Source organism: Gilliamella sp. M0364, assembly GCF_016100565.1.
GTDB lineage: Bacteria > Pseudomonadota > Gammaproteobacteria > Enterobacterales > Orbaceae > Gilliamella > Gilliamella apis.
In genome coordinates, this window is the sequence record NZ_JACFSF010000002.1 from 85,226 (window position 1) to 109,088 (window position 23,863).

General features: G+C 35.2%; 21 protein-coding genes. 13 read left to right on the forward strand and 8 right to left on the reverse strand.

Features of this window, described 5'->3' with window-relative positions:
• Positions 1-115 precede the first annotated feature (115 nt).
• The gene (locus H3U96_RS04150; RefSeq protein WP_198195712.1) at positions 116-2,287 is read left to right on the forward strand and encodes a MerC domain-containing protein; all 2,172 of its coding nucleotides are present in this window, start codon (positions 116-118) and stop codon (positions 2,285-2,287) included.
• Between the two features lie 47 nt (positions 2,288-2,334).
• On the opposite strand, the gene glyA is transcribed toward H3U96_RS04150, so the two are convergent.
• Complete coding sequence (gene glyA, locus H3U96_RS04155) at positions 2,335-3,591, reverse strand: serine hydroxymethyltransferase (protein ID WP_086361032.1); 1,257 nt, start codon at positions 3,589-3,591, stop codon at positions 2,335-2,337.
• Between the two features lie 240 nt (positions 3,592-3,831).
• Here glyA and H3U96_RS04160 point away from each other — a divergent pair, with 240 nt between their 5' ends.
• The 4 genes from H3U96_RS04160 (at position 3,832) to H3U96_RS04175 (ending at position 8,698) form a co-directional block, all read left to right on the forward strand.
• On the forward strand, positions 3,832-4,758 hold the full coding sequence (locus tag H3U96_RS04160; RefSeq protein WP_086361033.1) for a TIGR01212 family radical SAM protein: 927 nt from the start codon (positions 3,832-3,834) through the stop codon (positions 4,756-4,758).
• A gap of 384 nt (positions 4,759-5,142) precedes the next feature.
• On the forward strand, positions 5,143-6,264 hold the full coding sequence (locus H3U96_RS04165; RefSeq protein ID WP_086361034.1) for a glycosyltransferase family 4 protein: 1,122 nt from the start codon (positions 5,143-5,145) through the stop codon (positions 6,262-6,264).
• A complete protein-coding gene (gene rfaP / locus H3U96_RS04170; RefSeq protein WP_086361035.1) occupies positions 6,257-7,060 on the forward strand; it encodes a lipopolysaccharide core heptose(I) kinase RfaP in 804 nt (267 codons plus the stop codon). Before H3U96_RS04165 ends, rfaP begins: the two co-directional genes overlap by 8 nt.
• 15 nt (positions 7,061-7,075) lie before the next feature.
• Positions 7,076-8,698 carry a DUF2813 domain-containing protein gene (locus tag H3U96_RS04175; protein ID WP_086361036.1) on the forward strand — a complete coding sequence of 541 codons (1,623 nt, stop codon included), beginning with the start codon at positions 7,076-7,078 and terminating at the stop codon, positions 8,696-8,698.
• Between the two features lie 72 nt (positions 8,699-8,770).
• On the opposite strand, the gene ettA is transcribed toward H3U96_RS04175, so the two are convergent.
• Entirely contained in the window at positions 8,771-10,438 is a 1,668-nt protein-coding gene (gene ettA / locus H3U96_RS04180) for an energy-dependent translational throttle protein EttA (protein ID WP_198195713.1), read from the reverse strand.
• Between the two features lie 303 nt (positions 10,439-10,741).
• On the opposite strand from ettA, the gene H3U96_RS04185 reads away from it, so the two are divergent.
• Positions 10,742-11,161 (forward strand): hypothetical protein, encoded by a 420-nt coding sequence (locus H3U96_RS04185; RefSeq protein WP_086361037.1) that lies wholly within the window; start codon positions 10,742-10,744, stop codon positions 11,159-11,161.
• Positions 11,162-11,278: 117 nt separating this feature from the next.
• On the opposite strand, the gene nfsB is transcribed toward H3U96_RS04185, so the two are convergent.
• Positions 11,279-11,923 (reverse strand): oxygen-insensitive NAD(P)H nitroreductase, encoded by a 645-nt coding sequence (nfsB, locus tag H3U96_RS04190; RefSeq protein ID WP_086361790.1) that lies wholly within the window; start codon positions 11,921-11,923, stop codon positions 11,279-11,281.
• Positions 11,924-12,292: 369 nt separating this feature from the next.
• On the opposite strand from nfsB, the gene H3U96_RS04195 reads away from it, so the two are divergent.
• From H3U96_RS04195 to leuD, 6 genes are all read left to right on the forward strand, one after another.
• On the forward strand, positions 12,293-12,571 hold the full coding sequence (locus tag H3U96_RS04195) for a hypothetical protein (RefSeq protein WP_086360195.1): 279 nt from the start codon (positions 12,293-12,295) through the stop codon (positions 12,569-12,571).
• Positions 12,572-13,326: 755 nt separating this feature from the next.
• Complete coding sequence (locus tag H3U96_RS04200; protein WP_086360197.1) at positions 13,327-13,905, forward strand: hypothetical protein; 579 nt, start codon at positions 13,327-13,329, stop codon at positions 13,903-13,905.
• Between the two features lie 334 nt (positions 13,906-14,239).
• The gene (leuA, locus tag H3U96_RS04205; protein ID WP_198195714.1) at positions 14,240-15,787 is read left to right on the forward strand and encodes a 2-isopropylmalate synthase; all 1,548 of its coding nucleotides are present in this window, start codon (positions 14,240-14,242) and stop codon (positions 15,785-15,787) included.
• 69 nt (positions 15,788-15,856) lie between these two features.
• Positions 15,857-16,936, forward strand: a complete 1,080-nt coding sequence (gene leuB, locus H3U96_RS04210) for a 3-isopropylmalate dehydrogenase (RefSeq protein ID WP_086360198.1) — start codon at positions 15,857-15,859, stop codon at positions 16,934-16,936.
• A 65-nt stretch (positions 16,937-17,001) separates the two neighbouring features.
• Positions 17,002-18,411 (forward strand): 3-isopropylmalate dehydratase large subunit, encoded by a 1,410-nt coding sequence (gene leuC / locus H3U96_RS04215; RefSeq protein WP_086360199.1) that lies wholly within the window; start codon positions 17,002-17,004, stop codon positions 18,409-18,411.
• Between the two features lie 11 nt (positions 18,412-18,422).
• The gene (leuD, locus tag H3U96_RS04220; RefSeq protein WP_086360200.1) at positions 18,423-19,025 is read left to right on the forward strand and encodes a 3-isopropylmalate dehydratase small subunit; all 603 of its coding nucleotides are present in this window, start codon (positions 18,423-18,425) and stop codon (positions 19,023-19,025) included.
• 137 nt (positions 19,026-19,162) lie between these two features.
• On the opposite strand, the gene H3U96_RS04225 is transcribed toward leuD, so the two are convergent.
• The 4 genes from H3U96_RS04225 to lptC are packed head-to-tail and all read right to left on the reverse strand — an operon-like array spanning position 19,163 to position 22,435.
• Positions 19,163-20,578 carry an RNA polymerase factor sigma-54 gene (locus H3U96_RS04225; protein WP_086360238.1) on the reverse strand — a complete coding sequence of 472 codons (1,416 nt, stop codon included), beginning with the start codon at positions 20,576-20,578 and terminating at the stop codon, positions 19,163-19,165.
• Positions 20,579-20,584: 6 nt separating this feature from the next.
• Positions 20,585-21,310, reverse strand: coding sequence for an LPS export ABC transporter ATP-binding protein (gene lptB / locus H3U96_RS04230; RefSeq protein WP_034902834.1), 726 nt, complete (start codon positions 21,308-21,310; stop codon positions 20,585-20,587).
• Positions 21,311-21,865 carry a lipopolysaccharide transport periplasmic protein LptA gene (lptA, locus tag H3U96_RS04235; RefSeq protein ID WP_086360201.1) on the reverse strand — a complete coding sequence of 185 codons (555 nt, stop codon included), beginning with the start codon at positions 21,863-21,865 and terminating at the stop codon, positions 21,311-21,313.
• A 3-nt stretch (positions 21,866-21,868) separates the two neighbouring features.
• Entirely contained in the window at positions 21,869-22,435 is a 567-nt protein-coding gene (lptC, locus tag H3U96_RS04240) for an LPS export ABC transporter periplasmic protein LptC (protein WP_086357479.1), read from the reverse strand.
• A 412-nt stretch (positions 22,436-22,847) separates the two neighbouring features.
• Here lptC and H3U96_RS04245 point away from each other — a divergent pair, with 412 nt between their 5' ends.
• Positions 22,848-23,441: a CHAP domain-containing protein gene (locus H3U96_RS04245; protein WP_065578098.1), complete on the forward strand. Its 594-nt coding sequence runs from the start codon at positions 22,848-22,850 to the stop codon at positions 23,439-23,441.
• Between the two features lie 96 nt (positions 23,442-23,537).
• On the opposite strand, the gene yccX is transcribed toward H3U96_RS04245, so the two are convergent.
• Positions 23,538-23,816, reverse strand: coding sequence for an acylphosphatase (yccX, locus tag H3U96_RS04250; protein WP_065578099.1), 279 nt, complete (start codon positions 23,814-23,816; stop codon positions 23,538-23,540).
• Positions 23,817-23,863: the final 47 nt, after the last annotated feature.

Consider the following 23,863-nt stretch of genomic DNA (forward strand, 5'->3'; position numbering starts at 1 on the left):
GATACAATTAACGGCTCTTAAAACGTGAGCATTCCAATTCTCTTCTAAAAAAATGAATACTGTTATAATTATTAATAATTGAATATATTAATAATATTTCGGTATGGAGGTGATTATGAGTCATACTTGGACATTTCAACGTGTTGGTGGATTAGATCAAGTCGTATTAAAAAATGCCGATGACATTATCAACTTAGCCAATTTAGATCCTAAATTATGGGTTGCACTTAGTTGCCCGACAACCGGTTTAGATTTTGATCAAAGAACATTACAATTGTTAGATTCTGATAACGATGGCCGCATTCGTATTCCCGATATTTTAGATGCAATTAGTTGGGCAAAAGATAAAATCGTCTCTTTCGATAATATAGTACAATCCTCAGAAACATTGCCACTATCGCAAATCGATGATTCAACAGAACAAGGTAAAAAATTATTAGTTACTGCGCATAGTATTTTGGCGAATTTAAATAAGAGCCAAGCCGATTATTTAACGCAAGATGATGTGCAACAATCACTTAAAATTAATGCCAGCAAACTCTACAATGGCGATTTAATTTTTCCACCTTCAGCCGAATTATCACCAGAAATGCAAAATTTTATTCAGGCAGCAATAAAAACAACTGGTGCCGAAAAAGATATGAGTGGTCAGGATGGAATTAATTTAGAGATTGCGCAAACTTTTGTTAAGAACTTAAAAAGTTGGCAAAAATGGCAAACTGATATCAGTAATACCGAAACACCTTTTGGCGAAAACCGCTCAGAAATATGGAAATTAGTTCAAGAATTAAAGCCAAAAATTGATGACTACTTTTTGCGGGTTGAATTAGCACAATACGCACCTCAGGCACAAACAGCGTTAAATGTTGACGAGAAATATATTGTCCCAACCCAAAATGGATTACTTTCTGATGAAGCTTTATCTGAGCTACCTTTATCTAGAATTGATAGCAATAACGCATTAGATCTGGTTAATGGCCTTAATCCACTGTGGAAAACTAAAATCATTCGATTTAGGGCTTTAGTGGCATCCCATTTAGCCGATCCTAACCAATTAACAGCACAAGAATGGCAAGATATTCAAACGGGTCTTAATGCCTATGCCACGTTAATTAGTTCTAAACCTGAGATGCAGCAATTAAACGTAGCAACTAAACCTACTGCGAGTATTGAGGATATTCCTAGCAATCAGATCGCTAATTTAGCTAATGATAATTTATTAAGCGAATTTGAAAAAATGGTCGAACAGGATAACCAAACACCTATTTCAGCCTCAGATGTTTTTGTATTAGAAAAACTAGTCTTATTTCAAAAACATCTCTATCGTTTATTGATTAACTTTGCTTCGTTTGCTGAATTCTTCTCACTTGACCATTATGCGGCTTTTCAATTAGGTAAGCTTTATATTGATGGTCGCTGTGCTACACTTTGCGTTGCCGTTGATAATATCGCCAAACATTCAACCATGGCAAATTACTCTGAACTTTGTTTACTTTATTGTGAATGCACAAGACACGGTCAAAAACAGACAATTGCTGCAGCAATTACCGCTGGACAAGGTGATTTATTAATCGAAGGCCGCAATGGCGTCTTTATTGATAATGAAGGCAATGATTGGGATGCCAATGTGGTTAAGATGATTACTAAACCAATTAGTATCCAACAAGCCATTTGGGCACCTTATCAACGTATTGGCCGTTTAATTACTGAACAAATAAATAAATGGGCAAGCAATAAAGATGCTAACATTGAGAAAACCAGCACACAAGCGGTGCAAAATCCAGAAAGCAAATTTGATATTGGTAAAAGTGTTGGTATCTTTGCAGCTATTGGTTTAGCTATTGGCGCCATTGGTACCGCTTTAGCGACTATTTTTCAAGCTATCTTCTCGCTTACATGGTGGCAATTCCCATTAGTGATTTTAGGTTTATTCTTGATTATATCTGGACCATCAGTAATATTGGCTTGGTTAAAATTACGCAGGAGAACACTTGGGCCATTACTTGAAGCTTCTGGTTGGGCGATAAATGGACAAGTTAAAATCAATTTACTGCTTGGTGGTCTGCTTACCAGTAAAGCCGAATTACCGGCCAATGCAAAACGTAATTTAACTGACCCTTTAAAAAAACGTAATAAAAAAGCCCGAATAATATTCTGGTCAGCAATTTTACTAGGCGTAGTAATCGTCGCTACGGCTTTTTGGTTTAAAAATGATATTGCCAATTATTTTAAACAGCAGCAACAACAGTTAACCCAAAACCAAACTCAAAACGAACAGAAAAACTAATAGGCTATAATATTTTTCGCCGACATTATGTCGGCGAAATTTTCTTATTAATGTTGATAAACCGGTAATCGTCGGCAAATCGCCAATACTTTTTGTTTAACCGCTTGAATAGCTTGTTCGTCATCAATGTTATCTAACACATCACAAATCCAGTTAGCTAATTCGCGAGACTCTTCTTCTTTAAAACCTCGACGAGTCACAGCTGGGGTACCAATTCGCACACCAGATGTTACAAATGGACTTTGCGGATCATTTGGCACACTATTTTTATTCACGGTAATATTAGCACTACCTAAAGCAGCATCCGCCTCTTTACCAGTTATCTTTTTATCAACTAAATCAATTAGGAATAGATGATTTTGGGTTTCGCCAGACACGACTTTGTAGCCACGTTTGATGATCACATCAACCATCGCTTGGGCATTTTTTACAACTTGTTGTTGATATTCTTTATAAGCTGGCTCCATCGCCTCTTTTAAGGCAACAGCTTTGGCAGCAATGACATGCATCAACGGACCACCTTGCGCACCAGGAAAGACAGCAGAATTCAATTTTTTGTAAAGTTCTTCACTACCACCTTTGGCCAAAATAAGACCACCACGCGGTCCGCCGAGGGTTTTATGCGTCGTTGTCGTCACAACATGAGCAAATGGTACTGGGTTTGGATAAACACCGGCCGCCACTAAACCAGCCACATGCGCCATATCGACAAATAAGAAAGCACCAACACTATCTGCTATTTCGCGCATCCGTTGCCAATCAACTACCCCTGAATAAGCAGAAAAACCACCTATAATCATTTTTGGTTTTGAATCTAAGGCTATTTTGGCTAATTGCTCATAATCAATATGTCCAGTTTCATCGACGCCGTAAGCAACCACATTATACAGCTTACCAGAAAAACTGACCGGTGAACCATGCGTTAAATGCCCTCCTTGTGACAAGTTCATGCCTAGCACCGTATCACCGGGTTTTAACAATGCCATATAAACAGCAAAATTGGCTTGTGAGCCTGAGTGTGGTTGCACATTGGCATAATCTGCTGCAAATAACTGTTTAGCACGTTCAATCGCTAATTGCTCAACAATATCAACATATTCACAACCACCGTAATAACGCTTACCGGGATAACCTTCCGCATATTTGTTAGTTAACTGCGTACCTTGCGCCTGCATCACTCTTGGGCTGGTATAGTTTTCCGATGCGATAAGTTCTAAGTGATCTTCTTGGCGTTGTTCTTCACCTTTAATGGCATTCCACAATTCTTGATCATATTCAGCAATAGTCATTTGTTTACTAAACATATTGGCTCCTTGTAAGCAATTACATCAACGTAACGACTTCAGTATTTAATTAGCACAAAAAAACATCATGAACTATTATCCTTACTTAATCGACCTTTAATTTCAATCTTTTTTTGAAGTTATAAATAATATTTATAGATAGTTAGAATAATAATTTTATAAATCATAATCGCTAGCTTAATTGCAATTGAGTATCTGAAATATATTGGTAGAATAAGCAAAAATTTTATTTGGTATCGCATGCAACTTCATTTAGTCGTTAATACATTTGGTTCGGATTTGCAACGTCGCTATGGCGAAAAAATCTATAAGCTCACTTTACACGGTGGTTTTAGCTGTCCCAATCGTGATGGTACCATTGGTCAGGGTGGCTGTACCTTTTGCAATGTAGCGTCAATCATTGATGAGTCTATACAGGTGAAATCAATTTCGCAGCAGCTTATGTCGCAAGCGCAACAGATGAAAAAATCTAAACGATACCTTGCTTATTTTCAGGCTTATACTAGTACCTATGCTGAAGTTGAAATTCTTAAAAATATGTATCAAGAAGCGCTGAACAGTGCCGACATTGTTGGTCTTTGCGTCGGTACTCGCCCTGATTGTGTTCCCGATGAAGCTCTTAATTTGCTGGCACATTACCAATCCAGCGGCTATGAAGTTTGGTTAGAACTTGGATTACAGACCGCTCATGACAATACATTACACCATATTAATCGAGGTCATACCTTTGCGGATTATCACCAAACGGTACAAAAAGCACGGCAATTAGGTATTAAAGTGTGTACTCACCTTATTATTGGCTTACCCAAAGAAAATAAAACCGACAATCTCATCACTTTAAACAAAGTATTAGACAGTGGCGTTGATGGTTTAAAAATTCATCCGTTACATATTGTTGAAGGCAGTATAATGGCCAAAGCATGGCGAGCTGGGCGGATCAATGTGTTATCTCTTGAAGATTATGTCGATATTGCCGGTGATATTATTCGACAAACACCAGCCAATATTTTATACCATAGGATTTCAGCCAATGCCAGAAAACCAACCTTACTGGCACCTGATTGGTGTGAAACCCATTGGCAATCAATGAATGCAGTTGATCATAATTTACGACAATTTGGTGCTCAAGGTAGTGCTATTGGTGATACCTATTCTTTCAAACAATAAATTATAATTAATATTTTAAAAATTTTGAGGAACGCCTATTTTTAATACTGATAGTTGCGATAAAAACTGAATTTGTTAATTAAATTATATAAATTTCCGCTTCAAAAACCCCTCTCCTCAAATTTTTTAGCCAACATATTTACTCGTTAGATATAGAACTTATAAATTCATCTGAACACGTTTTAATAAATTAAAATATAGCTATGTATTAGGAATAATAGGCTATTTAATCTAGAATTTTCCGTTTCGTTACTGTTAAAACAATAGGTTTATTGTATATTGCCACATACAAATATGTTTGAAATAATTATTAACATCTGGGTATTTTTGTACCTTTGTTAACAACAAGTATATAATGATGTTTTATTATTTGAGATAATCTGCATGCAACTAGCTTTTTGTATTTATAAATTTTTCCCTTTTGGCGGTTTGCAACGCGATTTTTTGCAAATTGCTACTGCTTGCCAAGCTCGAGGACATCAAATCCGTGTTTATGTATTGGATTGGCAAGGCGATAAACCAGCTGGTTTTGATATCATCATCGTTCCGAAAAAAGGATTATCTAACCATAGCCGTAATCAAGCTTATTACCATTGGGTAAAGGCTCACTTACAAAGCAATCCTGTAGATTGTGTGGTAGGTTTTAACAAAATGCCGGGCTTGGATGTCTATTTTGCTGGCGATACATGTTTTGCTGAAAAAGCCGCCCATAAAGGCTTTTTTTATAAACTATCAAAACGTTGTAAACACTATTTGGCATTTGAACAAGCGGTATTTGCTCCTAGTTCGTCCACCAAAATCATGGCTTTAACTAAGCAACAAATTCAAGATTTTAAAAACCATTATCATACTCAAGATGAACGATTCTTTTTATTACCACCCGGCATTGCGTTAGATCGAAAATATAGCGTTGATTCACCTCAAAAACGTCAACAATTTCGACAATCTAATCAAATTGGCCAAGATGATTTTGTGATTGTGCAAATTGGCTCAGATTTTAAACGTAAAGGCGTCGATCGCACATTGAAAGCAATTGCGGCTTTACCTAATGACCTCAAGCAAAAAGTTACTTATTTGGTGGTTGGCCAAGATAAATCAGAGGCATATCAAAAGTTAGCAGATGAGTTAGCTATTGCTAAACAGGTGAGATTCTTTTCTGGTCGCAATGATATCCCTGATTTTTTATTTTCCGCCGATCTATTGTTGCATCCGGCTAGACAAGAAGCCGCCGGCATGGTTTTGATTGAAGCGTTAGCGGCAGGCGTGCCAGTGATCGTATCAGGTATTTCCGGATATGCTTATCACATTAGCCAAGCTAATGCCGGTGTTGTGTTGCCAGAACCTTATAAGCAAAACATTTTAGATCAAGCGTTAGAACAATCAATTAGAGATAAAGAGCAATGGCTTAATTGGCATAACAATGCCATTGCTTATGGTAATAGTGAAGATTTATATCATTTAGCCCAACGAGCAGCAGACATTATTTTAGGATGTCATTATGAATGAGATTAAACTTAAATCACCCTTTCAACAATTATGGCAAGGTAAAGATCCATTTAATGAAGTGGAATTAATTTCAGGTAAAGTTTACCGTGCAGTCAAACAACGTAAAACCCTTAATTTTCAATTAGATGGCCAATCCTATTTTATTAAAATTCATCGTGGCACAACGGTTAAAGAAATTGTAAAAAATCTGATTTCGCTACGCTTACCGGTTTTAGATGCGAAACAAGAGTGGGATGCGATTCATCGTTTAGAGCAAGCTGGCGTGAATACGATGGATGGCCGAGCATTTGGACGCAAAGGATTAAATCCTCTGACCCGACACTCTTTTATTATTACCAAAGACCTTAATCCTACTATCAGTTTAGAAGATTTTACTAAACCATGGCTAACTAACCCACCTAGCTACCATTTAAAACGATCATTAACTATTTATTTAGCAAATATGACCGCAAAAATGCATGGAGCAGGCGTGAATCATCGTGATTGTTATTTATGTCATTTTTTATTGGATTTACCTTTATTTGAAAATAATCAGCAAATAAAACTCTCGGTAATTGATCTTCATCGTGCACAAACACGTAATAAAGTTCCTACCCGTTGGCGTGATAAAGATTTAATTGGACTTTACTTTTCATCAATCAATATTGGACTTAACCAACGTGATATTTGGCGTTTTTTAAGAAACTATTTTAATAAACCAATTAAAACCATTTTGCGCGATGAACATAAATTAATTGCTAGTGCTAAGCAAAAAGCTGAGCGCATCGCTAAAAGAACTGAAAAGTATCATCTTTAATCATAAGGAAATGGCATGTTTATTGAACAAATTGATATCAAAGGGTTTAGGGGGATTAAGCAACTTTCGTTAAAGCTTAATGCTAAATCTAGCGTACTTATTGGTGAAAACCAATGGGGTAAATCGAGTTTAATCAGTGCATTAAAATTGCTAACTCTAGATAATAAATTTTATCAATTTGTAGATTCAGATTTCTATTATGATAAGGATGATGGTAATCACATTTCAATAAATGTTGTTTATTGTGAATCTTATGCAAATCAATTAACTGAACAAGCTTATCAGCCTCTGACAGCAGTTAGTTATCGCTCACCAGCAGACAATCTATATCGAATTACTTACCAAATTAATGCCCAAAAAAATGGTGATACTATTATCACTGAACATTATTTGTTGGATGAATATGGTGAAAGGTTAAATCTAGATAATCCAAAATTATTAATCGCTATTTTGATTAACTTAAATCCAGTCATGCCGCTTAAAAATTCAGTGAATGCTAAGGATTTACCTGTCACAAATGAACCTTTATCACAATACTTTATTGAACAACTATCTGATCAATTAAAAGCACACTCGGCACAATTAAGTCAAGATGAGCTTAATCGTGGCTTACAAGCTGCTCGTTCGTTATTAGAATACTATTTTGTTGATTCTCAACAACGATCTAAATATAAACAATTAGCACAAAAAAATAGCCCGAAAACCGAGGATTGGAATTCGCTCGAACGAATCAATAATGTCTTAGATGATTTAGATAATGATTATCTTCGCACCGCACTTTTAGGTATATTTGGTTCGATTGTTAATGCTAAAGGAGATAATCCTCTCTCTCACAGTTCAGTGCCAATTTTAGTTTTAGAAGAACCTGAAAGCCAGTTACATCCAATTATTTTATCGGTTGGCTTCCGATTGTTAAAAAATTTACCTACCCAAAAAATTATTACCTCTAACTCAAGTGATTTAGTGTCTCTCTTTCCATTAGAGAGTATTTACCGATTGATCCGCCAACCCGATCAAATTGTCAGTAAGTATATTGCTCCTCATGGGTTAAGTGTTGGCGATAGTCGACGCATTTTGTTCCATGTTCTTTATCGACGCCCTACTGCGCTATTTGCCCGTTGTTGGTTGCTGGTTGAAGGTGAGACTGAAGTATGGTTACTTAGAGAGCTTGCCGAACAAAGTGGCTATCATCTAAGTTCAGAGGGGATCCAATTGTTAGAATTTGCACAATGTGGTTTAAAACCATTAATTCACTATGCCAACAAAATGGGGATCCGCTGGTATGTGATTACTGATGGTGATATGGCAGGGAAAAAATATGCTGAGACGGTACAATCACAATGTGCACCCGGCGAAAATTTAAATGATTATATCACCGTATTGCCAGCCCGTGACATTGAAAATTTTCTCTTTAAACATGGTTTTAGTCACGTATATAAGTTAGCTGCTTATAATACTGTTGCCCATATTGATATGTCAGTACCGAAAATTATTCAAAAAGCGATCCACAAAAGTTCCAAACCAGATTTAGCGATTGCCGTTTGTGATGATGCTAAAGCGCGTGGTATTACAGCCATTCCTAAATTATTAACCGATACCTTCGCTAAGTTAGTTAAAACATCAAAATCATTGCTTTAAAAGTTGACTATATGGCGATGATAAGACAATCCGCCGATAACCATCGGCGGTAGATAGAATGGAGCTTAAAAGCTATTTGCTAATACGTTTATATTTAGCTCGTTTAGGTTCAAGCGCTTCTGCTCCTAAAGTGCGTTTTTTCCACTCTTCATATTCAGTAAAGTTACCTTCAAAGAACTCAACATGTCCTTCGTCTTGGTAATCTAAAATATGAGTGGCGATACGGTCTAAAAACCAGCGGTCATGTGAAATCACTAAAGCACAGCCCGGAAACTCTAATAAGGCATTTTCCAGCGCGCGCAAGGTTTCGACATCAAGATCATTGGTCGGTTCATCAAGTAATAGTACATTACCACCAACTTGTAATAATTTAGCTAAATGTACACGCCCTCGTTCACCACCAGACAGTTCACCAACACGTTTTTGCTGATCAACGCCTTTGAAATTAAAACGCCCCACATATGCGCGACTTGGGATCTCAAAATTACCAATGCGCATAATATCTTGACCATTAGAAATTTCATCCCAAACGGTTTTTTTATCATCCATACTATCGCGGAACTGATCGACAGAAGCAAGTTGGACGGTATCACCTAAAGTAATAGTGCCTGAATCCGGTTGTTCTTTGCCTGATAACATTCTAAATAGCGTTGATTTACCGGCACCATTAGGCCCAATAATACCAACGATTGCCCCTTTAGGAATGCTAAATGAGAGGTTATCGATCAATACGCGATCGCCATATGATTTGGTTAAATTAGCCACCTCAATGACTTTGTCACCTAAACGTTGCCCAGGTGGAATGAAGAGCTCGTTGGTTTCATTACGTTTTTGGTAATCATTGCTATTTAATTCTTCAAAACGCGCTAACCGTGCTTTGCTTTTTGCTTGACGACCTTTTGGATTTTGCCGTACCCACTCTAATTCTTTTTCAATTGATTTACGACGCGCCGATTCGATTGCCGCTTCTTGAGCTAATCGCTGATCTTTCTGTTCAAGCCAAGATGAGTAGTTACCTTCCCATGGAATACCTTCACCACGGTCAAGTTCTAAAATCCAACCAGCAACATTATCTAAGAAGTAACGGTCATGGGTAACAGCAACCACTGTACCTTCATAATCATGTAAAAAACGCTCTAACCAAGCAACCGATTCAGCATCCAAATGGTTGGTTGGTTCGTCAATTAATAACATATCTGGTTTTTCAAGCAATAATTGGCAGATAGCAACACGACGACGCTCACCACCTGATAAATTTTCAATTTTCGCATCCCAATCCGGTAGGCGTAAGGCATCAGCTGCACGCTCTAATTGGTTATCAAGATTGTGAGCATCTTGCGATTGAATAATGGCTTCAAGCTCGGCTTGTTCTTTCGCTAATTTATCAAAATCGGCATCAGGATCGGCATAAGCGGCATAGACTTCATCTAAGCGGGCTAATGCGTTTTTAGCATCACCAACCGCCTGTTCAATTGCTTCACGTACAGTTTGTTTAGGGTCAAGTTTAGGTTCTTGAGGTAAATAACCGATTTTAATACCCGGTTGCGGACGAGCTTCACCTTCAATCTCGGTATCTACGCCAGCCATAATGCGTAATAATGTAGACTTACCTGCTCCATTTAAACCGAGAACACCAATTTTAGCTCCCGGAAAAAAACTTAAAGAAATATCTTTTAAAATATAGCGTTTAGGAGGAACAATCTTCCCCACGCGGTTCATGGTATAGACATATTGCGCCATAAAACATTATCCGTTTAATTAATTAAAACTAGCAACTCAATGATATTACTAGATGATTGATGGCGTATATTGTAATGATTCTGAAAGCTTGGTCTAGCGTTATTTGTAAGAATGTAATGAATTTATTATATATCAATTCACTAATTAATAATGAATGTTTGAAAGATTAATTAAACTATCAGTTTTAACCCATTTGAATTCCGTTCTAATTTTGTGCATCACTATTTACTATTTCACTTTATGGTTCTATACTGATAATTATTGATTTTTACCTCAATTATACGTATTTAAGGAAAAAATAGTATGGGAATTGAATATGGCATTATTGCAATGGATAACTCTGTTCGGCAAAACATGGTTTTAAATGCATTTAGTCCGTATTGCACGAAAGTAAATGATGAAGAATATTCATTAGAATATGGAGATGAGATTTATGATGACAAAATTATATCTAACTCTTGTACCTTAATTTTCTCTTTTGACGAAGAGGATGAAAGTATAGTCTCATCAATCGATATTTTAAGTCCTTGTGATCATATTGAATTAGAAAAAGCTATTTATTCACTTATTCACCAATATCCGATGCTTTTTACTTGTTCAGATTTTCCACTAATGACGGCCAATAAAAAATGTATGGATTTATTAAAAGAGGAAGATTTAGAAACGTTCGAAGAAACAACCCTAGTTACTTCATTTGATGAATTTTCTAGCCTATTAGTTTAAAAAAACTTATCAATTCAAGTGCAATGATATTGGCTCATCTAGCCGAAAAGATGTTGCAATAAAGTCTGGGTGGATATTCTCCATATTCATTTAATATGGAGAATATTTTTTGTCATTTTATAAAAATGTAAAAATCTGTTCTTTTGGTAACCGCGATTTTGGACGATGGGCATTACCATCATTTTCAGAGCGATAACCTAATGTTGCAATAACTAGGCTTTTTAGGCCTTTTCGTTTTAATTCCAAAATTTCATCCATTTTGTCACAATCAAAGCCTTCCACAGCGGTAGAATCAACACCAATAGCAGCGGCGGCAAAAAGTAATTGTCCTAATGCTAAATAAGTTTGTTTACCTTCCCAACTTTGTTGGGACTCAATTGTCTTACTGTTTTTAGTGACAAAGAAACGTCTTGACTCATCCTGAGTTTGTTTAAGTTCGGATGATGGTAATCGTCCATCTTTCTCTTCTTGGTTAAGCAAATTAACCAAATGCGCATCTTCTAAAGGTGATTTAATACAAAATAAAATAGTATGAGATGAATCGGTTACGCGTGGCTGATTAAATTCTGCTATGGCCGGTAAAATTTTATCTTTAGCAGCATCATTATCAATAATATAAAAATGCCACGGTTGTGAATTAACTGAAGACGGACTGTTTCTTAAAACTGTAAGTAATTGTTCTATTTTTTCTTTAGGAATTTTTTTAGTTTTATCATAATGTTTGGTGGTATAGCGTTTTTGAGAAATTTCGACAATGTTCATCTTTTGACCCCATCTTATTAATTGTGAGTAAATAATACTTAATAGAAATTTTAAATTTGATTAATCAGATATCTTTGCCAAAATTACGATTTAAATGCTTATAGGAATATAGCATCAATCAAATTTAATTAGTAGTAACTTAGTTACTATAATTAAATATTATTATATAGAAATATTGTCAACTTAAACAATTCATCAATGCTAAAAGAAAAGACTATTTTTAGTTTTTTTAAGAACATAATTTAAACAAAATAAACCGCCAAATGATTTACAATAAAAACAATTAATATTATTATAATATAAATACTTATAAAGAATATTTACTTAAAAGCAATGCAATGGAAAATGTGCTAATTTAAAGACGTCATCATGGATAGAAAATACGTTATTTTTACGGGTAAAACTGTAGCTGTAAAATTATATACTCTTATTGTTATATTAAGTCTATTTTATAGCTTTTCAGTCTCGGCATTAACTGAAGTAACCGCTTCAGCCATTAATGGTACACCTCCCTATATTTCAGCAAATCAAGATAGGACACCTTCCGATATCTCTGATCTACTCTGGATAGCTATTAAAAAAATGGTGATCATTCTCAAACAACACCATCCAATAGTGAACCAACGTCAGTTGAAGACCCAAACTTAATCTATTATCACTCTGATTTTAACTCTTCTCCTGATGAAATAATTGATCTACCTGAATCTATTGATACTTTTGATAAAATTGTCACATTAATTTCAGGTTATCAAAATGAACAAGTAGAGCTCGAAACAATTTTAACTGATAAACAATATTTTGAAGATAATGATGGTGATGATGGATTTAAAGCAACTGGAACTTTAAAACTAGAAATTAAAGATAATAAAAATAATCAGATCAAACTGAATGATCAATTAGACAGTTGTGTAGGCTATTATACACTAACTTTAGAGACTACTGATTCAGAACTTTCAACCATTTATGGATTACCTAATATTAATAACTATCCTAGCGTCAGCAAAACTTACTATATTAGATCATCTGGTACTGGTTTACCTAAAGTCTGTTGGCTACAACCTTCATTAGAAAAAGGTTCCCCCTCATTTGCTTACACACAGCATGAATATGATAATTTTTTTAATAAATATCCATGGGAAAAAGACGATACCCAAATTTGGATTCCAAATAAAGGGTTTAAAGCTACCGAGATTATTGATTCTTGGGAGAGGTTTCCTACCACAGCAGCAGATAAATTATATTTTAATGTCATATTATCAGGGGCAAAATGGCAGGACATCAGTTATATAAAAAAACCATTAGACTCCCCGATTGAATTAAAATTAAGTGGTAAAAATAATCAGCTTAGAGTTGAATTTAATGGTCCAAATTTTGAGAAAGAAGTTAGCGAAGATGATGCTGATTTGACAAATTATACTGAATTTTCATTAAAAGTAGGTGATAGGGTAATTTATTCTTTTGAAATAGAATATTGGTTTTATATCTCTAATGAAACCGTCAAAGCACAAAAATATGCAGAACAATATTGTTCTTGTAAAGGAATAGCTATGTATCCTGGAGGTCCAGAAATTTTGACCAATGCTCTTTATGATAATTACAAATTTGGTCAAAATAATAACAATCATTATATCCGTGAAGTTAACTTTTTATTAGCTGAATGGGGTAATACAATTAATAAAGTTTATCCTAATAAAAATGCTCAAGGCGATAAGATATCAAATGTATTTTGGACATGGAAAAAGGTTAACGACCAAGATGAGTATAATGATTTAATGAAAAAAAATCGATCATTTAAAATAAAATCACGCAATATTAATTTTAACGGCTGGGATGAATGGGATGATGATGACAATTGCAATGAAGACCCTGTAAATCGATACCCAACAGGAACCCAGTTTTACGCAATTGATTTCAACGATGGTAGTATTAAAAAGCTTCCACAAGAAATTGAAGGTTTAAGAGTAATTTGCGTTTCTGATTAATGTTTGAATGAACTATTTCAACAAAATAACTATATTAGTTATAGATGACTATTTGATTTAATCAATTTTTATTATTGACATTAGAGCCTTTTTTTGATAGAAATAGTGTCAATATTTTATTCATACATATAATAATTGAGCAGTTAATGATTAAATATACTAACCTCCTACTCAGCCTCCTCCTCGCATCAGTTTGCGCGGATAGCTTGTGTGTGGAGTAAAAGTGATTTAATAATTAACTCGACAAATTAACAAGAACCCGCGCTAAAGTGCGGGTTTTTTGTTTTCTTAACTTGAAATACCGAGATAGCGCTAAAATATAAAGGAAATAACAATGAGCGATCAAATTATTATTTTTGACACAACATTACGTGATGGTGAACAAGCGTTACAAGCAAGTTTAAGTGTTAAAGAAAAACTTCAAATAGCTTTAGCATTAGAAAGAATGCAGGTAGATGTAATGGAAGTTGGTTTCCCTATCTCATCTCCAGGTGATTTTGAATCAGTACAAACTATTGCTAAAACCATTAAAAATAGTCGTGTTTGTGCGTTGTCTCGTTGTATTGATAAAGACATTGATGTTGCCGCCGAAGCGTTAAAAGTAGCCGATCAATTTCGTATTCATACTTTTATGGCAACATCAACGTTACATGTTAAAGATAAATTAAAAATGACATTTGAAGATGTCGTTGAACAGGCTGTGCACTGTGTTAAACGTGCACGTAATTATACAGATGATGTGGAGTTTTCTTGTGAAGATGCAGGCCGTACCCCAATTGATAACTTATGTCGGATTGTTGAAGCAGCAATTCAAGCAGGGGCAACCACGATCAATATACCGGATACTGTCGGTTATACTGTCCCTTATCAATTTGGTGGCATTATTCATACCTTATTTGAACGTGTCCCGAACATTGATAAAGCGATTATCTCTGTTCATTGTCATGATGACTTGGGCATGTCGGTGGCTAACTCGATTAGCGCGATTCAAGAAGGTGCTAGGCAGATTGAAGGGGCGATGAATGGTTTAGGTGAGCGCGCTGGTAATACAGCTTTAGAAGAGGTTATTATGGCGATTAAAGTCCGCCAAAATATCTTAAACGTTCACACCAATATTAATCATCAAGAGATCTATCGTACCAGTCAAATCGTCAGCCAAATTACCAATACACCAATACCGTCTAACAAGGCGGTTATTGGTAGTAATGCCTTTGCGCACTCATCCGGCATCCATCAAGATGGGGTGTTAAAAAATCGCGAAACTTACGAAATCATGACCCCTGAGTCGATCGGTTTAAATCAAATCCAATTAAATTTAACTTCTCGTTCAGGCCGAGCTGCAGTAAAACATCGTTTAGCTGAATTAGGTTATCAGGATAATGATTATAATTTAGATCAAGTTTACCAAGCCTTTTTAGAACTTGCCGATAAAAAAGGCCAGGTTTTTGATTATGATTTAGAAGCATTAATTTTTATTAATCAACTTAAAGATGATGAAGAGCATTATGTATTGGATTATTTTAATGTACAATCTGGCTCTACTGTCGTTTCAACCGCTTCAGTTAGTTTAATTATTGGCGATCAAAAATATTCAGATGCAGCAACAGGTAATGGCCCTGTTGATGCTGTTTATCAAGCGATAAATCGTATTACTGGCGAACCTATTTCAATTGTGAAATATCAATTAGCATCTAAAGGACAGGGTGAAAATGCCTTGGGTCAAGTCGATATCGTTGCCGAATATAAAGGACGTAAATTCCATGGAGTTGGGCTTGCTACCGACATTGTTCATTCATCAGCATTAGCATTAATTAATGTGTTAAATAATGTTTATAGATCAAATCAGGTTGCAGAACAAAAACAAAAATTGCACCAATACTAAAAAGTAAATATTGTTTCGTTACTTAATGACGAAATATTTAAAATATAATTAGATTGTTAAGGAATAGATATGTCACAAAATTACCATATTGCAGTACTACCTGGTGACGGTATAGGCCCAGAAGTGATGAAACAAGCCTATAAAGTGTTAGAAGTTATTCGTCAAAAATATAACCTAGCCATTACAACAAGTGAATATGATGTGGGTGGTGCAGCAATTGATATTCACGGTTTCCCATTACCAAAAGAGACGTTAGAAGGATGTGAAAAAGCTGATGCTATCTTATTTGGCTCGGTTGGCGGTCCAAAATGGACCAATTTACCACCTGACCAACAACCTGAACGCGGTGCTCTATTACCATTACGCAAACATTTTAAATTATTTGCCAACATGCGCCCTGCTAGTTTATACCAAGGTTTAGAAGAGTTATGTCCGTTACGTGAAGATATCGCTAAACGTGGCTTTGATATTTTATGTATGCGTGAGTTAACTGGTGGTATCTATTTCGGTTTACCTAAGGGGCGTGAAGGAACTGGCCCTCAAGAGCGTGCTTTTGATACTGAAGTTTATCACCGCTTTGAAATTGAACGAATTGCCCGTATGGGATTTGAAGCAGCGAAAATCCGTCGCAAGAAAGTAACGTCAGTAGATAAAGCAAATGTTCTACAAACTTCTATTTTGTGGCGTGAAGTTGTAAGTGAAGTAGCTAAACAGTACCCAGATGTCACATTAGAGCATATGTATATTGATAATGCCACTATGCAATTAGTGAAAGATCCTGCGCAATTTGATGTATTACTTTGTTCTAACTTATTTGGTGATATCCTATCAGACGAATGCGCCATGATTACCGGCTCAATGGGAATGTTACCTTCTGCCAGTTTAAATGAAGATGGCTTTGGTTTATACGAACCTGCTGGTGGTAGTGCGCCTGACATTGCAGGTAAAAATATTGCTAATCCTGCTGCACAAATTTTATCATTAGCACTGTTAGTTCGTTATAGTTTAAAACGTGATGATATTGCTAAAGCTATTGAAAATGCAGTTAACAAAGCTTTAGAACAAGGTACTCGCACTATTGATCTTGCTCGTGGTGGTAGTTATGTTTCTACCGATGAAATGGGCGATACCATTTGTCGTTTAATTTAATTTTTAAAGTAAGGGTTAATCGATCGTATTGACCCTTTTGCAAGAATATTAAAGGAATATAAGCAATGTCTACAAAACCAAAAACATTGTATCAAAAATTATATGATGCACATGTTGTCTATGAAGCACCTAATGAAACGCCTATTTTGTATATCGACCGTCATTTGGTTCATGAAGTCACCTCTCCTCAAGCCTTTGATGGTTTACGAGCAATGAATCGTAAAGTCCGACAACCGCATAAAACCTTCGCCACCATGGATCACAACACCTCAACGAAAAGTAATGATTTAAGCGCTTGTAGTGAGATGGCACGAATTCAGCTAACCGAATTAGCTAAAAATGCAGAAGAGTTTGGCGTCTCTTTATACGGTTTACAAAGTCCATTACGAGGTATTGTGCATGTTGTTGGTCCTGAGCAAGGGATGACATTACCGGGTATGACGATAGTTTGTGGTGACTCACACACCGCAACACATGGCGCTTTTGGTGCATTAGCTTTTGGGATTGGGACATCGGAAGTTGAACACGTTTTAGCTACCCAAACATTGAAACAAGGTCGCGCTAAAACGATGAAAATCGAGGTCAAAGGTAAAGTCGCTGATGGCATTACCGCCAAAGATATTATTCTAGCAATCATTGGTAAAACCACCAGTGCAGGTGGTACAGGTCATGTCGTGGAGTTCTGTGGCGAAGCAATTACCTCTTTGTCAATGGAAGGCCGAATGACATTATGTAATATGGCCATTGAAATGGGGGCCAAAGCTGGATTAGTTGCACCAGATGAAACCACTTTTGAATATTTAAAAGGTCGTCAATTTTCACCTAAAGGTGAAGATTTTGAGCAAGCTGTTGCTTACTGGAAAACATTAAAAACCGATGAAGGTGCACACTTTGATACGATTGTGACTTTAGAAGCAAAAGATATTGCTCCGCAAGTAACTTGGGGAACTAATCCTGGTCAAGTAACCGCTATTGATTCTCAAGTACCAAATCCTCAAGATTTTTCCGATCCAATTGAAAAACATTCAGCTGAACGAGCATTAGCCTATATGGGGTTAACCGCTGGAACTAAAATGTCTGATATTAAGATCAATAAAGTGTTTATTGGATCATGTACTAATTCCCGTATTGAAGATCTGCGTGCCGCTGCTGAAGTTGCCAAAGGTCGTAAAGTTGCCGATGGCGTTCAAGCCCTTGTCGTACCGGGCTCAGATCCTGTACGAGAACAAGCTGAAGCGGAAGGACTAGATAAGATTTTTATCGATGCCGGTTTTGAGTGGCGTTTACCAGGATGCTCAATGTGTTTAGCGATGAATGATGATAAATTAGCACCGGGTGATCGCTGTGCATCTACCAGTAATCGTAATTTTGAAGGTCGCCAAGGTCGTGATGCCAGAACACATTTAGTTAGTCCGGCAATGGCAGCAGCAGCGGCCATTACTGGTCATTTTACTGATATTCGCAAACCGTTTTAAGGAGACTTGTCATGGCAAAATTTACAACACATACAGGATTGGTCGTTCCTTTAGATGCGGCGAACGTTGATACTGATGCTATTATTCCTAAACAATTTTTACAGAAAGTTACTCGTACCGGATTTGGGCAACATGCATTTCATGAATGGCGATTTTTAGATGATGCTGGCAAACAACCTAATCCAGAATTTGTATTAAATAAACCTCGATATGCAGGCGCGAGTATTTTATTAGCTCGTGAAAACTTTGGTTGTGGATCATCGCGTGAACATGCACCATGGGCATTAACCGACTATGGATTTAAAACTATTATTGGCTCGAGCTTTGCTGATATTTTCTATAATAACTCATTTAATAATCAACTATTATTAGTTAACTTGTCTGAAGAAGAAGTTGATGAGTTGTTTAAATTGGTTGAAGCCAATGAGGGAATTGAATTCACTATTGATTTAGTTAATGAAGTCGTCATTGCTGGTGATAAACAATATTCATTTAAAATTGATGCCTTCAAACGCCACTGTTTATTAAATGGTTTAGATAATATTGGTTTAACCCTGCAACATGAAGATGCTATCAGCTCATTTGAGCATAAAATTCCTAGATTCTTAAATTAGTTTATTTAGGCGCGTAAGCGCCTTTAATTCAATTATTGATAATATATTTAAATCATCAAAATCAATCAGTTATTAACACAATCGCATTCAAAGGGAATAGAAATATTTAATCTAATTAATAAAATAGTTTATTGATATTAAAGCTGTTTGCGTTGATTTGAAGGTGGTATTGACAATGCCTCACGATATTTTGCTACCGTTCGCCGAGCAATAATTATGCCTTGATTTTCAAGGATTGAAACTAATTTGCTATCACTCAAAGGTTTTTTTGCATCTTCCTCGGAAATATATTTTTTAATTAATGCCCGAATGGCTGTCGATGATGCTTCGCCACCAGATTCAGTATTAACATGGCTTGAGAAAAAGAATTTTAACTCAAAGATGCCAGTTGGGCATTGTAAATACTTTTGTGTTGTTACTCGTGATATTGTCGATTCATGCATATCAATTGCCTCGGCAACATCAGACAAAATCATTGGTTTCATATATTCAGCGCCATTTTCAAAAAAAGCTTGTTGATGCTCAACAATGAATTGACTCACTTTTAATAGTGTCTCATTACGATTTTCGACGCTTTTAATAAACCAATTTGCATCTTGCAAATGTGCGCGAATATATTGGCTATCGCTTTCATTACTAATTTTTTCCATTGCCGCATATTGTTGATTAATACGCAGAGTCGGAACAGTATCGTTATTTAATTCAGCAATCCATTTGCCATCAATCTTTTTTACCACAAGATCAGGAATAACATAATCCGGAGGTAAAGTATTGACCGAATCACCAGGATAAGGTTGTAAATGCTGGATAAAATTAATGGCTTCTTTTAACTGTTCATCCGTAGCATTTAAGCGTTTTTTCAATGTTCGATAATCATGATTTGCTAATAAATCTAAATAGTTATCAATAATCTGTTTAACTAATACCGGCGGAGTTAGATGCTGAGTTTGAATAGATAAACACTCTTTTAAGGATCTCGCTCCAACCCCAATTGGATCAAAATGCCAAATTCGCTTTAAAACAGCCTCAACCTCATCAAGTTCAATTTGACTATTACCTTGTTCTTCTAGAATTTCCTCAGTTGAAACGGTTAGATAACCTCTGTCATCAATAGCTTCAATAATCGAAACAGCAATTGCACGATCAATGTCACTAAATGGTGTTAAATCTAATTGCCATTTTAAATAATCATGCAAGGTTTCATGTGTTTCACCTTGATAGATTGGTAATTCATCATTACGATAATCAGAGTGAGTTCCAGAGGGTGTACCTGCAGTATAAATATCATCTAATGAGGCATCTAACGGAATATCCTCGGGGATTTCTTGACTATCCAATGCTTCACGGGTATCAATATTTTCGTTTAGTTCATCTTGTTCAACATTAACCTCATCATACTGATCGGCAATCTCTAATAATGGATTGTTTTCAAGTACAGTTTGAATTTCTTGACGTAATTCTAAAGTCGACAATTGCAACAATCGAATAGCTAATTGTAATTGTGGCGTCATTGACAACTGTTGTGAAACCTTCAGTTGTAAGCCTTGTTTTATCATAATCTATAATCTAAATTCATGTCCTAAATAAACACGTTTAACATAGTCATTATTTAATATACTGTCTGGTGTACCTTCAGCAATTAAATGTCCTTTATTCACTATATAGGCACGTTCACAAACATCAAGTGTTTCACGAACATTATGATCAGTAATCAGTACCCCTAAACCACGATCACGTAGATGTTTAATAATATTTTTAATATCAATAACCGAAATGGGATCTACACCAGCAAATGGTTCATCAAGTAAGATAAATTTAGGGTTTGCTGCCAATGCTCTAGCGATCTCAACTCGTCGTCGTTCGCCACCAGATAATGATTGACCAACATTGTCTCGGATATGGGTAATATGAAACTCTTCAAGTAGCTCTTCTGCTCGATTTATTTTTTCATTTTTATCAATATCATTACGCGTTTCTAAAATAGCCATAATATTATCAATAACTGAAAGTTTTCTAAATATTGACGCTTCTTGAGGCAAATAACCTATTCCTTTTTGCGCTCGCTCATGTAATGGCAAGATACTGATATCATGCTCATCAAGGTAGATTTTACCAGCATTTAAAGTCACAATGCCAACCACCATATAAAAAGTGGTAGTTTTACCAGCACCGTTAGGGCCAAGTAAACCAACAATTTCACCTGAGTTTACTGTTAAACTAACATCTTCAACAACTCGTCGTTTTTTATAAACTTTAGCAAGATTTTCCGCTTTTAAAATTGCCATTTATTTATTCATCTCTTTTACTTGACTTGGAATAATAGTGCTTTTTACCCGACCTTTTTTGCCTGGTTGTGCAACAATTTGCTGTTTTTTCACATCATAAGTAATGATTGAGCTACTGATATGATTATCTTGTTGAAATAGTTCTGCATTACCTTGTAATACTATGTTATTTTCCTTAACATTATAGATAACCTGTTGTGAATGACCGGTCACAATTTTATTATTTTGTGGAAGAATTTGTTTATATTTTACCGGTTTACCATATGCAGTTATTTTTTGTTTACTGGTGTCTTGCATATCAGTAATTACCACTTTATCTGCCCATATGGTCAAACCTTCTTGGATAATCTGGACATTCCCATTAAAAGTAATAATATTTTTTTCAATATCTATTTGCTGATTATCTGCATCAACTGTAATAGGTTTATTATCGACAAACATCTTTTGATCTTTTGAGGCAGATGAAGCGGCTTCATTAGGCTCATCAGCAAAACAAGCAAATGATGCACATATCATAAAAAATAACGGAAAAAATTTCTGTTTTTTGGATCTCATTTTTTATTGAGCCTCACTATTATAAAAGGTTTTTATATTCTCAAGTATATTTGCCGTTTTTTCTCGTAAATTACCGATTAAACCCAAACCAGTTGAGAAAAAACCAACTCCCTTAATTTTTACTGGATCATCAGACGTTACCAGTTGTGTTTTTAAATCAACTACAGCATTATCAGTTAACACTTGTTGTAATTGCGATTCTGGGGTTAAATTTGTTAACACGACATCTTGATAAAGGTAGATCAATTTATCATTAGTCAAAGTTGCGCGTTTTGCTTTAATATGCCAAGTAGCCGCATGATCCTGATCATAAAGTGTCACATTAGGTAAATCAAAATCAGTACTTTCATTATTATCAAAATGCTTTACTTTGCCAGATTCAATTTTATATACCATATTACCTGATAAATCATAGACATTGGTTACCATATCATCACTTTGATAAATTGGTGTTTCCGGCAGACTTGCATTTGATGGCGAGCTCGACACCTCATCATCTTTTTGATAACTATAATAAACACCAATTATCAAAATAAGAAGTAAGAAACAGATTAAATTTTTTTTATTCATACTTTACGTTAATTACCTTTATAAGATTAATCAATAACGCAGGCACACTATTATGACAAATCATCTAAATATTAGCTCATTTTACTTTATTTTTTATTAAATTAATATCTGACATTGCAAGAAGTTAAATGACATTCTGATAATGATTGATAAACATTAGTATTAATAAGATAACGGTCTCAAAGCATCTTAATAGATACGTTTTACAGTGTTTAATAATGAATACATAACAATGAGCTTTTCTTTTAATTTAAATAAAATATTATGTTTTAATTGAAAATTTAATTGCTCAGATATAGCAATTAATATATACATTTCTTAGTAATAAATAACTATTATAATTAATTTTTAGGTCTAAAATTTAGACATAATCACCTAATAAGGATAAAAAAAATATCAATAGGAAATCAATATGTTATTTAGATTAAAAAACAGTCTCTATTTATTAATTGTTTTATTCATGCTGGAAGTAGGTAGTTTTTATCATTATGCTTATGCTGATTTAAATGTTAATGAGAGTAAAATTGGCACGGTCATCGACGAGTTTAATGGTGTTAAAGTCTACTATAATGGCAATATCAATCATGTTAGTAGTCGCAATGTAGCTAAAGATGGTTATAATTTAGGTCTTAAATATCAATGTGTTGAATTCATTAAACGCTACTATTACGAACGTTTCAATCATAAAATGCCAGATAGTTATGGCCATGCAAAAGATTTTTTCGATGATTCCATTCCTGACGGTAAAATAAATACCAGACGTAATTTACTTCAGTTCCATAATGGATCAACCACTAAACCCAAAGTAGAAGATATTATCGTACTGGGATGGTCTCAATATGGTCATGTTGCTATTATCAGTAAAGTTAGCGACAATGAAATTGAAATTGTTCAGCAAAATCCTGGCCCTAACGCAAGTAGCAGAGTAACTTTCCCGTTAATTTATAAAGATGGATTATGGAAAATCGAAGGTTATCGTGTTTTCGGCTATTTGCGTAAACGTTAAATATTAATTAAATAATGCTTTATAAATATTAGCCATATATATCATAGCGTTGATTAGCCAACTAGTTATTATTGCAAAAACCTATAATTTATAAAGTTAATATTTGATATGAAAACCGACTAACTGGCTTTCAGGAATTAATTCCATAACATTCACTGCAGTTATACGGGCTGAAACTGGCCCGCCCTGTTCAAGCCATTGTATTAATTTAGCGATTGATATGTTATCCCCTTGTATGACTATTTCTACATCACCATTATCTAAATTTTTAACATAACCAACTAAACCTAATTTGGTCGCTTGTTGATAGGTAAAGAAGCGAAAACCAACGCCTTGTACACGACCACACACTCGAATTTTAACTTGTCGTATCATAATAGAAAGTCTCAATTATTATTTATAATGATTAATCTCATTATAAA

Bases quoted from the DNA above. Each gene is read 5' to 3' on its own strand.
- H3U96_RS04150 (WP_198195712.1), top strand. From the start codon at position 116: ATGAGTCATACTTGGACATTTCAACGTGTTGGTGGATTAGATCAAGTC.
- glyA (WP_086361032.1), bottom strand. From the start codon at position 3,591: ATGTTTAGTAAACAAATGACTATTGCTGAATATGATCAAGAATTGTGG.
- H3U96_RS04160 (WP_086361033.1), top strand. From the start codon at position 3,832: ATGCAACTTCATTTAGTCGTTAATACATTTGGTTCGGATTTGCAACGT.
- H3U96_RS04165 (WP_086361034.1), top strand. From the start codon at position 5,143: ATGCAACTAGCTTTTTGTATTTATAAATTTTTCCCTTTTGGCGGTTTG.
- rfaP (WP_086361035.1), top strand. From the start codon at position 6,257: ATGAATGAGATTAAACTTAAATCACCCTTTCAACAATTATGGCAAGGT.
- H3U96_RS04175 (WP_086361036.1), top strand. From the start codon at position 7,076: ATGTTTATTGAACAAATTGATATCAAAGGGTTTAGGGGGATTAAGCAA.
- ettA (WP_198195713.1), bottom strand. From the start codon at position 10,438: ATGGCGCAATATGTCTATACCATGAACCGCGTGGGGAAGATTGTTCCT.
- H3U96_RS04185 (WP_086361037.1), top strand. From the start codon at position 10,742: ATGGGAATTGAATATGGCATTATTGCAATGGATAACTCTGTTCGGCAA.
- nfsB (WP_086361790.1), bottom strand. From the start codon at position 11,923: ATGAACATTGTCGAAATTTCTCAAAAACGCTATACCACCAAACATTAT.
- H3U96_RS04195 (WP_086360195.1), top strand. From the start codon at position 12,293: ATGGATAGAAAATACGTTATTTTTACGGGTAAAACTGTAGCTGTAAAA.
- leuA (WP_198195714.1), top strand. From the start codon at position 14,240: ATGAGCGATCAAATTATTATTTTTGACACAACATTACGTGATGGTGAA.
- leuB (WP_086360198.1), top strand. From the start codon at position 15,857: ATGTCACAAAATTACCATATTGCAGTACTACCTGGTGACGGTATAGGC.
- leuC (WP_086360199.1), top strand. From the start codon at position 17,002: ATGTCTACAAAACCAAAAACATTGTATCAAAAATTATATGATGCACAT.
- leuD (WP_086360200.1), top strand. From the start codon at position 18,423: ATGGCAAAATTTACAACACATACAGGATTGGTCGTTCCTTTAGATGCG.
- lptB (WP_034902834.1), bottom strand. From the start codon at position 21,310: ATGGCAATTTTAAAAGCGGAAAATCTTGCTAAAGTTTATAAAAAACGA.
- lptA (WP_086360201.1), bottom strand. From the start codon at position 21,865: ATGAGATCCAAAAAACAGAAATTTTTTCCGTTATTTTTTATGATATGT.
- lptC (WP_086357479.1), bottom strand. From the start codon at position 22,435: ATGAATAAAAAAAATTTAATCTGTTTCTTACTTCTTATTTTGATAATT.
- H3U96_RS04245 (WP_065578098.1), top strand. From the start codon at position 22,848: ATGTTATTTAGATTAAAAAACAGTCTCTATTTATTAATTGTTTTATTC.
- yccX (WP_065578099.1), bottom strand. From the start codon at position 23,816: ATGATACGACAAGTTAAAATTCGAGTGTGTGGTCGTGTACAAGGCGTT.